Annotated in this window: 14 protein-coding genes; 11 read left to right on the top strand and 3 right to left on the bottom strand. The window is 66.6% G+C overall.

Annotation, left to right across the window (positions count from 1 at the left end):
• Positions 1-30: 30 nt before the first annotated feature.
• From xseA to B9Y97_RS18305, 3 genes are all read left to right on the top strand, one after another.
• Entirely contained in the window at positions 31-1,584 is a 1,554-nt protein-coding gene (gene xseA / locus B9Y97_RS02335) for an exodeoxyribonuclease VII large subunit (protein ID WP_085525247.1), read from the top strand.
• 64 nt (positions 1,585-1,648) lie between these two features.
• Positions 1,649-2,719 (top strand): endonuclease/exonuclease/phosphatase family protein, encoded by a 1,071-nt coding sequence (locus tag B9Y97_RS02330; RefSeq protein WP_085525246.1) that lies wholly within the window; start codon positions 1,649-1,651, stop codon positions 2,717-2,719.
• Between the two features lie 41 nt (positions 2,720-2,760).
• The gene (locus tag B9Y97_RS18305) at positions 2,761-3,066 is read left to right on the top strand and encodes a hypothetical protein (protein WP_085525245.1); all 306 of its coding nucleotides are present in this window, start codon (positions 2,761-2,763) and stop codon (positions 3,064-3,066) included.
• A gap of 4 nt (positions 3,067-3,070) precedes the next feature.
• On the opposite strand, the gene B9Y97_RS02320 is transcribed toward B9Y97_RS18305, so the two are convergent.
• A complete protein-coding gene (locus B9Y97_RS02320; RefSeq protein WP_085525244.1) occupies positions 3,071-4,606 on the bottom strand; it encodes a Ppx/GppA family phosphatase in 1,536 nt (511 codons plus the stop codon).
• Between the two features lie 238 nt (positions 4,607-4,844).
• Between B9Y97_RS02320 and B9Y97_RS02315 the strand changes: the two genes are divergently transcribed.
• The 8 genes from B9Y97_RS02315 to B9Y97_RS02280 all read left to right on the top strand — a co-directional run bounded on the left by B9Y97_RS02315 (position 4,845) and on the right by B9Y97_RS02280 (position 11,020).
• A complete protein-coding gene (locus tag B9Y97_RS02315; protein WP_139828203.1) occupies positions 4,845-5,264 on the top strand; it encodes a hypothetical protein in 420 nt (139 codons plus the stop codon).
• A gap of 141 nt (positions 5,265-5,405) precedes the next feature.
• The gene (locus B9Y97_RS02310) at positions 5,406-6,017 is read left to right on the top strand and encodes a nitrous oxide reductase accessory protein NosL (RefSeq protein WP_085525242.1); all 612 of its coding nucleotides are present in this window, start codon (positions 5,406-5,408) and stop codon (positions 6,015-6,017) included.
• A 61-nt stretch (positions 6,018-6,078) separates the two neighbouring features.
• On the top strand, positions 6,079-6,621 hold the full coding sequence (locus B9Y97_RS02305; RefSeq protein ID WP_254900830.1) for a nitrous oxide reductase accessory protein NosL: 543 nt from the start codon (positions 6,079-6,081) through the stop codon (positions 6,619-6,621).
• Complete coding sequence (locus tag B9Y97_RS02300; protein ID WP_085525241.1) at positions 6,618-6,962, top strand: hypothetical protein; 345 nt, start codon at positions 6,618-6,620, stop codon at positions 6,960-6,962. Before B9Y97_RS02305 ends, B9Y97_RS02300 begins: the two co-directional genes overlap by 4 nt.
• Positions 6,959-8,101 carry an ABC transporter permease gene (locus B9Y97_RS02295; protein WP_085525240.1) on the top strand — a complete coding sequence of 381 codons (1,143 nt, stop codon included), beginning with the start codon at positions 6,959-6,961 and terminating at the stop codon, positions 8,099-8,101. The genes B9Y97_RS02300 and B9Y97_RS02295 overlap by 4 nt, the downstream gene beginning before the upstream one ends.
• A gap of 11 nt (positions 8,102-8,112) precedes the next feature.
• Positions 8,113-8,793 carry an ABC transporter ATP-binding protein gene (locus B9Y97_RS02290; protein WP_085525239.1) on the top strand — a complete coding sequence of 227 codons (681 nt, stop codon included), beginning with the start codon at positions 8,113-8,115 and terminating at the stop codon, positions 8,791-8,793.
• On the top strand, positions 8,790-9,788 hold the full coding sequence (locus B9Y97_RS02285; protein ID WP_085525238.1) for a hypothetical protein: 999 nt from the start codon (positions 8,790-8,792) through the stop codon (positions 9,786-9,788). Before B9Y97_RS02290 ends, B9Y97_RS02285 begins: the two co-directional genes overlap by 4 nt.
• 44 nt (positions 9,789-9,832) lie before the next feature.
• Positions 9,833-11,020, top strand: coding sequence for an AI-2E family transporter (locus B9Y97_RS02280; protein ID WP_254900829.1), 1,188 nt, complete (start codon positions 9,833-9,835; stop codon positions 11,018-11,020).
• Between the two features lie 13 nt (positions 11,021-11,033).
• On the opposite strand, the gene hypA is transcribed toward B9Y97_RS02280, so the two are convergent.
• The gene (hypA, locus tag B9Y97_RS02275; protein WP_085525237.1) at positions 11,034-11,375 is read right to left on the bottom strand and encodes a hydrogenase maturation nickel metallochaperone HypA; all 342 of its coding nucleotides are present in this window, start codon (positions 11,373-11,375) and stop codon (positions 11,034-11,036) included.
• 69 nt (positions 11,376-11,444) lie between these two features.
• On the bottom strand, positions 11,445-13,163 hold the full coding sequence (locus B9Y97_RS02270) for a nickel-dependent hydrogenase large subunit (protein ID WP_085525236.1): 1,719 nt from the start codon (positions 13,161-13,163) through the stop codon (positions 11,445-11,447).
• Positions 13,164-13,177: the final 14 nt, after the last annotated feature.

Here is a 13,177-nt window from a genome sequence, read left to right as displayed (position 1 = left end):
CGCGCCGCGCCCGGCGCTAGTCTCGCGGCCATGGACCTGATCGACGACCCTTCCCAGGCCGGCAACGCGCCGGAATTCACCGTCTCCGAGCTCTCCGGCGCGGTCAAACGCATGATCGAGGGCGAGTTCGCCCATGTTCGCGTGCGCGCCGAGGTGGGCCGCGTCTCGCGGCCGCGCTCGGGCCATGTCTACCTCGATCTCAAGGACGATCGCGCGGTGCTGTCGGGGGTGATCTGGAAGGGTGTTGCCGGTCGCCTCGCCACCCAGCCCGAGGAAGGTATGGAAGTGGTCGCGACAGGGCGGCTCACCACCTTCCCGGGGCAGTCGAAATACCAGATCGTGATCGAGGAGATTGCGCCCGCGGGCGTTGGCGCTCTGATGGCGATGCTGGAGAAACGCAAGGCCCAGCTCGCCGCCGAAGGGTTGTTTGCCCCCGAGCGCAAGGCGGCGATTCCCTATCTGCCGGAGGTGATCGGCGTGGTCACGTCACCCTCGGGCGCGGTGATCCGCGATATCCTGCACCGGCTGCGTGATCGGTTCCCGCGCAAGGTGCTGATCTGGCCGGTGGCGGTGCAGGGCGCCGGATGCGCGCCGGAGGTGGCGCGCGCGATCGAGGGGTTCAACGCGCTCGCCCCCGGCGGTGCGCTGCCCCGGCCTGACCTCATCATCGTCGCGCGCGGGGGCGGGTCGATCGAGGATTTGTGGGGTTTCAACGAGGAAATCGTCGTTCGCGCCGCCGCCGCCTCGAAGATCCCGCTGATCTCGGCGGTGGGGCACGAAACCGACACCACGCTGATAGATTTCGCGGCCGACCGGCGCGCGCCGACGCCGACGGCGGCCGCGGAGATGGCGGTGCCGGTGCGCCGAGACCTGCTGGCCTGGACGGCGGAACAGGAGGCCCGTCTCACCGCCGCGCTCACCCAATGGCTCACCCGCCGCGGCCAGCGGCTTGCCGACCTGTCCCGCCTGCTGCCGCGCCCGGATGCGCTGCTCGACGGCCCCCGCCAGCGGTTTGATCGCGCGGGCGAACGGCTTCCCGCCGCGCTCAGGGCGCTTACCAATCTCGGCCATGTCCGGCTTACCCGCGCCGCGGGCGGATTGCGGCCGAGCCTGCTCACCGGCCGGATCGACCGGCGCCGCGACCGGCTCGCCAGCGCCGCCGGCCGTTTGGCCCCGGCGTTGACGCGGGCCGCCGGGCTGAAGGCGCGCGAATTGCAGGATCGCGCCCGCCGTCTCGATCCCGCCCGTGTCGAAGAAGCCCGCGCCCGGCGTGCCCGCGAGTTCGAGGCGCTCTCCGCGCGCCTCGCCCGCGCCGCCTCGGCCCAAACCCGCCTCTGGCGCGACCGGCTCGAAAGCCTCGACCGCACCCGCCAGACCCTCGGCTACACCGAAACGCTCAAACGCGGCTATGCCGTGGTGCGGGGCGACGGCGCGGTGGTGACCAGCGCAAAGGCGGCCAAGGCCGCCGCCAGCCTCGAAATCGAGTTTTCCGATGGCAGGTTTGCGCCGGATGGCGGTGGGGTGAAACATGCGGCGAAAAAGGCCGCGCCGAAACCGCCCCCCGAACAGGGCTCGCTGTTCTGAACCGCTGGCCCGGGGTTGCGGCGCACCCGACGCGCCGCGCTTCAAAACACCATGGAAACACCTTATGCTCGGGCTGTGCCACGCGAGGAGGCCAAGGCCCGTGTTACGCATTGCGACCTACAACATCGAGTGGTTCAATTCCCTGTTCGATGATGAAGGCGGGCTTCTGGAAGATCACGACTGGTCGGCCCGGCAGGACGTCAAGCGCGGCGATCAACTTGCCTCGCTCGGCATCGTCTTCACCGCGATGGACGCCGACGCGATCATGGTCATCGAGGCCCCGGACGACAACCGCCGCCGTTCGACCGTGCGCGCGCTGGAAACTTTCGCCCACGCCTACGGGCTGCGCGCGCGCAAGGCGCTGCTCGGGTTTCGCAATGACACCCAGCAGGAAATCGCGCTGCTCTACAACCCCGATGTGTTCGACGCGGTGCACGATCCGCAAGGCGATGAAACCGGCAAGAAAGGGGCGCGCGACGCGCCGCGCTTCGACGGGGTGTTCCGCTTCGATATCGACGCCGACGCCCAGCCGGAACTGATCCGTTTTTCCAAGCCGCCGCTCGAGGCGCTGGTGACGGTGAAGGAAACCGGGCGGCGGTTCCGGATGATCGGGGTGCACATGAAATCGAAGGCCCCGATCGGGGCGGAAAGCCCCGACGAGGCGATGCGGCTCGGCATCGAGAACCGGCGCAAGCAGCTTGCGCAATGCGTCTGGCTGCGCCAGCGCGTGGTGCAGCACCTTGCGGCGGGCGAGTCGCTGATCGTGCTGGGCGATTTCAACGATGGCCCCGGCCTCGATGAATACGAAAAGCTCTTCGGCCGCTCCGGGGTCGAGATCGTGATGGGCGAAGACGGCGGCCCGAGGCTCTACGATCCCAACGCCCGGCTGGCCTTCACCCGCCGCGCCGGGGCAATCCCGGTTACCGCGCGGTTCTACATTCACCAGGAAGAGCGCTACCTCGAAGCCCTGCTTGACTACATCATGGTGTCGTTGGATCTGCGCGCCGGGGCCGGTCAGCGCTGGCGGATCTGGCACCCGTTCGACGACCCCGACTGCTACAACACGCCGGAACTGCGCGAGGCGCTGCTGATGGCCTCCGACCATTTTCCGGTCACCCTCGATCTTTCGCTTTGAGCCGGTTTGACAGCGCGCGCACGCGCCCCCACATAGGCGTCATGACACATCGCATGCCTGTTTACGCCCTTGTCGCCGCGCTCGCCTTCGCGCCGGCCTTTGCGCTGGCCGACGACGATGCGCCTCAGCCCAACCCGCAGGTTTCCGAGGGTGCCCAGATGCTCTCGGAGGGGATGAGGCTGCTCCTGCGCGGCTTGATGGATGAAAGCGAAGAAGGTTGGAGCAAGCTGACCGATTGGCTCGGCGATCTCAGCCAGTTCCAGCCGCCCGAGCGTTTGCCGAACGGCGATATCATCATCCGCCGCAAGCCGATGGCGGAGCCGGAAACGGGCGAAACCGATATCTGAGGCTTCAGCCCCGGATCTTCACCACAGCCTCTGCCCCGAGCGCCTGCGCCAGCCCATCGAGCCGCGCCCGCGCCACCTCGCCAAGCAGATCGGCGGCGTCGCGGTCAATCTCGATGTGCAACTCGCGCTTCTTAGGCCGCCACTGCAGGGCCGCCTTCTCGTGCGGCTTGTCCACCGCCAACATCGCGCCGAACCGCATCGCCTTGCCCAGCACCTCGGCTTTCGCCAGTTCGCGTTCGGGCAGGATGGTGAAGACATCGGCAAAATGGCAATCCGCCCGGCTCGACTTGTAGCGGTGCAACAACGCGACGCCGAGAAACACCCGCTCCTCGTGGGTCAACCCGCCGAGGTTGGCACGGGTTGCCGCCTCGAAGGTCACCTCGTGACGGTAGTCGGGGTGGGCGCGCCAGCTTACATCGTGCAGGTAGCAGGCGGCACGCACGATCCGCAGCCGCGCCGGGCTCGCGCCCTTGTAGAGCGGGGAAAGAAATTCGTAGAGCCCCTTGCCGAAGCCGGGAATCCGCGCGTCTTTCTGCTCGGCGAAACGACAGGCTTCGATCAGCGGGTCGCGCATCCGGAGCTGGTCGGGCATCTGTTCGTAGAGAAGCCCCTCGCGGATACCATAGGCCGAAACCGCGATCTCGCGCGGCTGGAAGGTCCGCACCAGCCGCTTGAGCACCACCGCCGCCACCGGCACCAGCGCCATCCGCGCGCCGGATGTGCCCGTTCTGACGCGCAATTCGTCGAGGTCGGAGGCCGCGATCCAGTCAAGCGTCTTGCCCAGTTCCTTCGGCGTCATCCGGTATTCGTGCAGCACCCAGAGCGGGTAGTTGCGCCGCAGCATGTCGAGCTTGGCAATCGCGCGCCACGATCCGCCGACGAGGTAGAGCCGCTTGGGCCGGGTGCCGATCTCGCCGGCGAGCCGCTCCATGACGGTTTTCACGTAGGCTTTCAGGCCTTTCTTGCCGCCCTTCACCGAGGTCAGCTTGAGCGGCCCGAGTTCGGAGGTCAGCCGCCGCCCGACCTGCCCGCCGGAAATCTCCGCCAGTTCCATCGAGGAGCCGCCGATGTCGCACATCAGCCCCTCCGCTTCGGGCCAACCCAGCAGAACGCCCTGCGCCGAAAGCCGGGCCTCCTCCGCGCCGTCGATGACATAGAGCCGGATCCCGGTTTCGCGCTCGATCTCGGCGCGAAATCCCGGCCCGTCCTCGGCATCGCGCAGTGCCGCGGTGGCAACGGCCGACAGCGGCGGCAGGTCCATGGCCTCGGCCAGCAGCTTGAACCGCTTGATCGCCGCCATCGCGCGCACCCGGCCCTCGGGGTTGAGCTTGCCGGTTTCCGAGAGCCCCGCACCGAGGCCGCATAGGATCTTTTCGTTGAAGAAATAGGCCGGTGAGCGTGCCGCGCCGTCGAACACCACGAGCCGCACCGAGTTCGATCCGACATCCAGCACACCAACGCGCGAGAGCGCCCGCGCCGAGGGATCTTCGAACAGGGGCCGGCCGAACGGGCCCCAATGCTGTTCGTCGGTTCCGTCCATGATTCCCCCCGGACTGTCCAACGCGGTTATCGCAAACCAGACCGCTCGGGGCAATGCGATAGGGGAGGCGGTGGCCGGAGGGATCGCCAAAACCCCCAGCGGGTGTCCGCCGGGCAGCTCTGCCGTCGAGATCGACAATCCCGAAAGGTGCAGCCGTTGCGACCAATTGGCGAATTGAGCGGCCAGTTGCCACCGCCTAGATCTGAAACCGGAAACCGTCGCGGGAGTACGACACCCGATGCAGGTGCGCCGCCTGATATCGCTTCACGCTGTCGCTGGCCCGGTGGCCCGCGCGCTGGCGTTATTGGCGATGCTGGTGCAATTCGCTTTCTACGCCGACCATATCGGCGCGGTGGCTGTGAAAGCTCTTGGCAAGGCTGCGCCCGACGCCCGGTTCGGGTTCATGGAGATCTGCACCGGCAACGGCATCGAGGTGATCGCCTTGGGCGAAGGGCCGGTCGATCCCTCGCATGATTGCCCGATCTGCGAAAACGCCTCTGTCATGGCCTTCGGAGAGCCGGTCTCCCTCGACTCCCCGATCTTCGATGTCGTCCCGGTCGAAGTGATCCGGCTGCAATTCGAGACGGCCTCGCTGACCGAGGCCCGCTTTCCCGGCCCGAGGCCGATCCGGGGCCCGCCTGTCATGGCGCGCGCCTGAGCCGTTGTTGTACGTCCCTTCGACGACGGCTCGGGTCACCGCGTAATCCGCGTATCTTGCGACGTCCCGCCCGCGCCTGATCCAGGCGTGGCCTGTGTGGACGTCTGATCACGGCATACCCAGACAGGAAAGACGATCATCATGAACCGTCGCCAATTCATTCTTACCACCTCCACCGGTGCGCTCGCCGCCGCCGCCGGCGCAGCCAATGCCCAGGCCCAGATGCAGGCCCCGTGGGACTGGACGGCCGAGAACGGCCCCGCCAGCTTCCTCAAGGTCGACACCGCGCCGCTGGAAAACGAGTTCGAGAAATACCCGCGCTGCCCCTATTGCGGCATGGTGCGCCAGCAATGGAGTCACACCCGCCACCTCATCGTCTATGACGACGACACCGTCGATGGCACCTGTTCGCTGCATTGCGCGGCGATCAGCCTGTCGATCAACATGGATCGCGGGCCGAAGACGATCTACGCCGGCGATGCCGGCGCGGAGGCCGAGATCAAGCCGCTCGTCGATACGGCGGACATGGCCTATGTCCTCAACCCCGCCAAGGCGGGCACGATGACGGCGCATTCGAAATGGGCCTACGGCGATGCCTCCAAGGCCGAGGCCGCCGCCGCCGAAGCCGAGGGCACGCGCATCGTCGGCTTCGATGACGCCCTGCGCGCGGCCTATGCCGACATGGCGGAAGGCACCATCAAGATCCGGGCCCGCCGCGCCGAGCGCAAGGCGCGCGCGGCCTCCGGCAACTGAGCCACTCAGGCCGCCCCGGTTCACCCCGGGGCGGCCGCTTCCCTGAACGCGAGGATTGAACATGTGCCAATCGCACGATCACCGCGCCGACCGTCGGCGTCTGCTTGCCACGCTCTCCTCCGCCGCGATGCTGGCGGGGATCGGCCTTGCCCCCCGCTCCGCCCGTGCCGCTGCCGCACCGGTGGATCTGCCCGCGCCCGGCCCGCGCGATACCTGCCCGGTCTGCGGCATGTTCGTCGCCAAGTATCCCGAATGGGTGGCCACCGTGCTCTGGGATGACGGCGAGGCGGTGCATTTCGACGGTGCCAAGGACTTCTTCAAATACCTCGACGACCTCGAGAAATACGCGCCCGGCCGCAGCCGCGACCAGATCGCCGGGATGGGGGTGACGGAGTATTACGGCCTCAAACTGGTGGCAGCCGAAGACGCGCTCTATGCCATCGGTTCGGACGTGCTCGGCCCGATGGGGCACGAGCTGGTGCCGTTGATGACCGAGGCCGACGCCACCGACTACATGCGCGACCATCGCGGCAAACGGCTCGTCGCCTTCGGCGATGTCACCGGCGACATGCTCGTCGGCCTCGACGCGGGCCGTTTCGAATGAGCACCCGCCCCCGCTTGCGGCGTTCCAGCGTCGCCTTCGCGCTCCTCGGCGCGGGGGCGGCGGGGCTCGCGCTCGCGGCCCTGCACGCGGCGCTTTCGAAGGCCCCCGGGCAGGCCCGGATGGAAGCCTCCGCCGCGCTGGTGCGAACGGTCGGGCTGACCGATCTCGCGCTGTTCACCGAGGCGCGCTACACCCGTCACCCGGCGATGGCCGACCTCCATGCGCCGTTTCAGGACAATCCGATGTCATTCGAGCATTTCCCCTCGGGCACCTTCGCGCCCCTCAACCGCAATTTCGGCCGGGGCACGCTCGGCTTCGATGAAGCGCAGGTGATCCGATGACCCCAGCCTTCCGCCGCCAGCGCGCGCTGGCCGACTATACCCTTGCCGCCCTCGCCCGCAGGCGGGGCAAGAACATCGGGCTGGTGGTGATCTATGCGCTCGTGGTCTTCGTCGTCGCCTCGGCGCTGCTGTTTTCCTCAGCGCTGCGCCACGAGGCCGACACGGTGCTCGCGGAGGCGCCCGAACTGATCGTGCAGAACCTCGCGATGGGGCGGCACGACATGATCAAGGGCGACGTGATCGACGATCTCGCGGCGATCCGCGGTGTCACCCGCGTCGAGGGGCGGCTCTGGGGCTACTTCTACGACAGCGTGAACGGTGCCAACTACACGCTGATGGTGCCGCTCGACCCCGACCGCGTGCTGGCCCCCGGCGAGGCGATGATCGGCGAAGGCGTGCCACGGGTGCGCGGGATGTTCTGGGAGACCGCGCCGCTGTTTCTCAGCCGCTATTCCGGCGACCTCGTGCGCTTCGACGTGGTCGAGCGGATCAGTTCCGAAAGCGCGCTCGTGTCGACCGACCTGATCTTGCTGAACGAGGCGGATTTTCGTGATTTCTTCGGCCTTCCGGGCGGTGTCTATACCGATATCGCAGTGACGGTCCGCAACAGTCGCGAGATCGAAACCATCATGTCCAAGGCCAGTGCCCTGCTGCCCGAGGCACGGTTCATCACCCGCGACGACATCTCGCGCACCTACCAGAAGCTGTTTTCGTGGCGCGAGGGCATCATGGTCGCGCTCGCCGCGGCGGCGCTGCTCGCCTTCGCCATCTTCGCCGCCGAGAAGGCTTCGGGCCTGTCGGCGGAAGAGGCCCGCGAGATCGGCATTCTGAAGGCGGTGGGCTGGAACATGACCGACGTGATCGCGATGAAGCTGTGGGAGGGCGCGCTGATCTCGGCGGGCGCTTTCCTGATCGGCACGCTGGCGGGCTATCTGCACGTCTTCACCTTCCAGGCCGGGCTGTTCGCACCGATCCTCAAGGGCTGGTCGGTGATCTACCCCGATTTCGCGCTTACACCGCGCTTCGACGGGGTGCAGATCGCCGCGCTCTTCCTGATCACCGTGCTGCCCTATACCGCCGCCACCCTCGTGCCGGTCTGGCGCGTCGCCGCCGCCGATCCCGACCAGGTCATGCGCTGAAAGGCCTCCCGATGATATCGCTTCAAACCGTTACCAAGCTCTACAACGAAGGACGCCCCGGCGAGGTGCGCGCCGTTGACGAGGTGAGCCTCGAGATCGTCCGCGATGCGGTGACCGTGCTCAAGGGGCCCTCCGGCAGCGGCAAGACCACGCTGCTCTCGATCATCGGCTGCATGGCGCGGCCCACATCGGGCCGGGTGCTGATCGACGACCGGCTCGTCTCGGGCTTGCCCGAACGCTTTCTCACCGAGGAGCGGCGCAGCACCTTCGGCTTCGTGTTCCAGCGCTTCAACCTGATCCGGGGGTTGAGCGTGCTCGAAAACGTCACCCTGCCCGCGGCCCCGCTGGGGCAGGACCCGCGCGAGGTCGAGGCGCGGGCGCTGGCGCGGCTCGAGGCGCTCGATCTCGCCGGCAAGGCCGCCATGCCGGTGGAATACCTCTCGGGCGGCGAAACCCAGCGCGCCGCCATCGCCCGCGCGCTGATCAACGATGCGCCGATCCTGATCGCCGACGAGCCCACCGCCAACCTCGACACCGACCTCACCCACCGCTTTCTCGATATCGTAGGCGCGCTGCGCGACGAGGGCCGCACCGTGATCATGACGAGCCATGACCCCCGGATCTGGCAGGCGGATCACGTCAACGCGGTGATCTCGATGCAGGACGGGCGGATCGTGGGAGAATACGCATGATCTTTCAAACCCCGATCCTCGCGCTCCTGCTCGTCTCGGCGCTGGCCAGCGCGGTGGCGCTGTGGAGCGGCTGGTTCGCCCTGCGCGTGCTCCGGCACTGGAACCTCGCCAGCGGCAGCCGCGAACAGTTGCAGCTCGAACGCGCGACCGAGCTTGTCTCCACCCTGTTCCGCTTCGTGATGCTGGCCGAACTCGCCGCCTTGGTGCTCTTCGTCTTCAACGCCGACCGCATGGCACCGCTCTTCGTCGGCGCGATGTGCGCGGTGGGCACGCTCAGCGCCAACGACTGGGGGTTCCCCGCGCTCTATCTCAAGATCGCCGTGTTTTTCGCCGCCTCGGTTTGGCTGATGCTCGACCGCGCCGACCGGCTTGGGCACGACTATCCGCTCACCCGGCTGAAATACGGCGCAATCCTCGCCATCGCGCCACTGGTGGTGGCAAGTGCGGCGGTGCAATTGACCTATTTTCTCAACCTCGAAACCGACGTGATCACCTCCTGCTGCTCGAAGGTCTTCACCGCGGCGAACGACGGGATCGCGTCGGAGATGACAGGGATGGACCCGGCCCGCGCGCTCTGGCTGCTCGCGGGCGCGGGGCTTGCGGTGGCGCTTGCCGGCACCGTGAGCCTGTGGCGCGGGCGCGGCCACGGCGTCTTCGCGCTGGCGGGTGCGGCTTTCTTTCTCGTCGCGCTGGTGGCCATCGTCTCTGTGATCTCGCTCTATATCTACGACCACCCCAACCACCATTGCCCGTTCTGTATTCTCAAGCCGGATTACGGCTATGTGGGTTATGCGCTCTACCTGCCGCTGTTTGTTGCCACCGCGCTTGCGGTCGGGGCGGGCAGCCTGCGCCCCTTCGCGCAGGTCGAGAGCCTCAAGGCAGTGCTGCCAGCCGTGCTGCGCCGCCAGGTGATGCAGGCGCTCGTCGGCTTCGCGATCTTCGGGGTCGTCGTCATCTGGTCGATCGCCAGCTCGCGGCTGATCCTGTTCGGCTGACAATCGGGCCCGCCCGCGGCTTGCCAGCCTGCCAGGACGGTCGGATGCCAGAGGTTACCCGATCTGCCCGGGACATCGGCTCTCTCGTGCCGGAAGATGGTGCCCGCGCCATCTTTTCGGTCGGCGGCACCAGGCTTGCCACCCAGTTGCGGATTTGCCTCGCACTCGCCGCGTCGATCTGCTTTTTTGCGTCCATGAACCTTTCGACGCTCACATACGGCACGGCGCTGGCGATCATGTTCGGCTGGCTTCTCTGGATCGGCAAGCCGGTGCTGCTTCCGGTGCTTGCCGCGATCATCGCGATCTACGTGCTTTCAGAGGCCACCAACTGGCTCGCACAACGTCCGGTGCTGCGGTATGCACCGGCCTGGCTGTTGCGGCTCATCCTACTGGTGGGGTTTTCCGTCGCCTTGTTCATTTTGGGGATGTTCATTACCACCAGCCTCGCTCGGGTGCTGGACGAGATCCCGCGCTACGAAAACAACCTCGACGCGCTCGTGGCGCGCTATGCCACCACTTTCGGGATCGAGGGCGAACCGACGTGGGTTGCCTTTCAGAACGCCACCATCGGCCAGATCAATACAGCCGAATGGATCCCGACGATCCTGAACAACCTTCGCGGCTTCGGCACGACCTTCTTCTTCATCGTGCTCTACGCCTCGTTCCTGTTCGCCGAACGCATCCAGTTCGCCAAGAAGTTCGATCTGGCCACCCGCGACACCAAGCAGCGCGACCAGGCGCTGGCGCTGGTTGACCGCATCAACGACCGGGTGGGCACCTACCTGCTGGTCAAGACGATGATCAACATCATCCTCGGTGGGCTTTCCTACGTTGCGCTCTGGGCCATCGGCATCGAGTTCGCGTTCTTCTGGGCGATCCTGATCGCGGTGCTGAACTATATTCCCTACGTAGGCTCGCTGATCGCGGTGATCTTTCCGGTGCTGCTCAGCCTCGCGCAGTTCGGCACGCTGGGCATGGCGGCGATCACGCTGGTGGTGCTCACCTTCCTGCAAACCTATGTCGCGTCTTTCCTCGAACCGCGGCTGATGGGGCGCACCTTCAACCTCTCGCCTCTGGTGGTGCTGCTCGCGCTGGCGTTCTGGACGGCGCTCTGGGGCCTGCCCGGCGCGATTCTCGCGGTGCCACTCACCACCAGCCTCGTGCTCGTGCTGGCCGAGATCAGGGCCACGCGGCCCTTCGCGATCATGCTCTCGGCGAGTGGCAAGCTCTGAAGCGGGGCGGGCTTCAGGCCACTTCCATGTCCTTGACCCGCATCTCCTCGCCCTCGGTCACCTGCACCTTGTAGCCGCCGCATGTCGGGCAGGGGGTGGCGAGGCGGTCGATCTCGATCGGTTTCATGCAGTCGTGGCACCAGGCCCGGCCGGGTGTGCGCTCGATCACCAGCTCCGCCCCCTCGGCCATCGAGCCTTGCGAGACCGCCTCGAAGGAAAACGACAGCGCCGCGGGTTCTACGTGGCTGAGCGCGCCGATTTCGAGGCGCACCTGCACCACCCGCGCCGCGCCCGCCTTGCGGGCATGGTCTTCGACGATTCTCACCACGCTTTCGGCAAGTGCCATCTCGTGCATGTCGTCCTCCGCTCCGGGCGTGAAAAGGGGCGACCGCGAGGCCGCCCCTCCAGATAACCCGGGCCGTCTTCAGCTTACCTTGATCTGCATCGTTTCCTTGCCGTCCTCACCGACCATGTGCACTGCGCAGGCGATGCAGGGATCGAAGCTGTGGATCGTGCGCAGGATCTCCAGCGGCTGCTCGGGGTTGGCCAGTTCGTGGCCCTTGAGCGCCGCCTCGTAGGGGCCGGCGAGCCCGTTGGCGTCGCGGGGCCCTGCGTTCCACGTCGTCGGCACGACCGCCTGGTAGTTGGCGATCTTCTGGTCCTCGATCACGATCCAGTGGCCGAGGGCACCGCGCGGGGCTTCCATGTAGCCCGCACCTTGGGCCTTCTTCGGCCAGGTCGACGGATCCCACTTCTCCGTGTTGTGGGTCTTGAGATCACCGGCGCGGATATTGGCGATGAGGTCGTCATACCAGCCGCGCATCCAGTCGAGGTAGATCTTGGTTTCCAGCGTGCGCGCGGCGGTGCGCCCGAGCGTCGAGAACAGAGCCGTCACCGGCACGTCGAGGGTCGAGAGCGTCATGTCGACCAGTTCCTTGGCGTGCGCGTTGCCGGTGGCGTAGAGCATCAGCATCCGGCTGAGCGGCCCCACCTCCATCGCCTTGCCCTTCCAGCGCGGCGACTTCAGCCAGGAGTAGCCCTTGTCGATGTCGAGCTGGTCATAGGGCGGGTTCGGCCCGGTGAAGTTGAACTCGGTCTCGCCCTTGTAGGGGTGCAGGCCCGTGCCCGGTCCGCCCTGGTAGTTGTACCATGCGTGATCGACGAACTCCTGGATCTCCTCCTCCTCGTGCAGATCGACCTCGTGCACGGTGGAAAGGTCGCGATCGAGGATCACCCCGCGCGGTACCAGGAACGACGAGAAATCGTTCGACGCGCCGGTGGGAAAATCGCCGTAGGTCAGGAAGTTGCCCACGCCCTCACCGATCGCGCCCCAGTCCTTGTAGAACGAGGCGATGGCGAGCGTGTCAGGCAGGTAGGCCTGGTTGACGAAATCCTCCATCTTGGTGATCACGCTGGAGACGATGGCGAGGTCTTCCATGTTGATCCCGCCGTCGGAATTGGGCGAGATCGGCGACGGCACACCGCCGACGAGGAAGTTCGGGTGCGGGTTCTTGCCGCCGAAGATCGTGTGCAGCTTGACCACGTCGCGCTGCCATTCCAGCGCGTCGAGGTAATGCGCCACCGCCATCAGGTTGGCTTCGGGCGGCAGCTTGTAGGCCGAATGGCCCCAGTAGCCATTGGCGAAGATGCCGAGCTGGCCCTGTTCCACGAAGGTCTTGAGCTTGGTCTTGACGTCGGCAAAGTAGCCGGGGCTCGACTTCGGATAGCTCGACAGCGACGACGCCAGATCGGCGGTGGCCTTCGGATCGGCGTCGAGCGCCGAGACCACGTCGACCCAGTCGAGCGCGTGCAGGTGGTAGAAGTGCATCACGTGGTCATGCACGTATTGCGCCGCGATCATCAAGTTGCGGATAAGCTGCGCGTTCTTCGGGATCTCGATCTTGAGCGCATCCTCCACCGCGCGCACCGATGCAACGCCGTGCACCAGGGTGCAAACGCCGCAGATGCGCTGGGCGAAGGCCCAGGCATCGCGCGGGTCGCGGCCCTGAAGGATGATCTCGATGCCGCGCACCATCGTGCCCGAGGAATAAGCCTCGGCGATGGTGCCTCCGTTCATCTGCGCCTCGATGCGCAAATGCCCCTCGATCCGTGTGATCGGGTCAACGACCAGTCTCTTGTTCATGCTCTCGTCTCCCC

This window comes from Maritimibacter sp. HL-12, assembly GCF_900177545.1.
Lineage (GTDB): Bacteria > Pseudomonadota > Alphaproteobacteria > Rhodobacterales > Rhodobacteraceae > Sinisalibacter.
The sequence above is the reverse complement of the archived record's forward strand: the minus strand, read 5'-3'. Positions and strand labels throughout refer to the sequence as shown.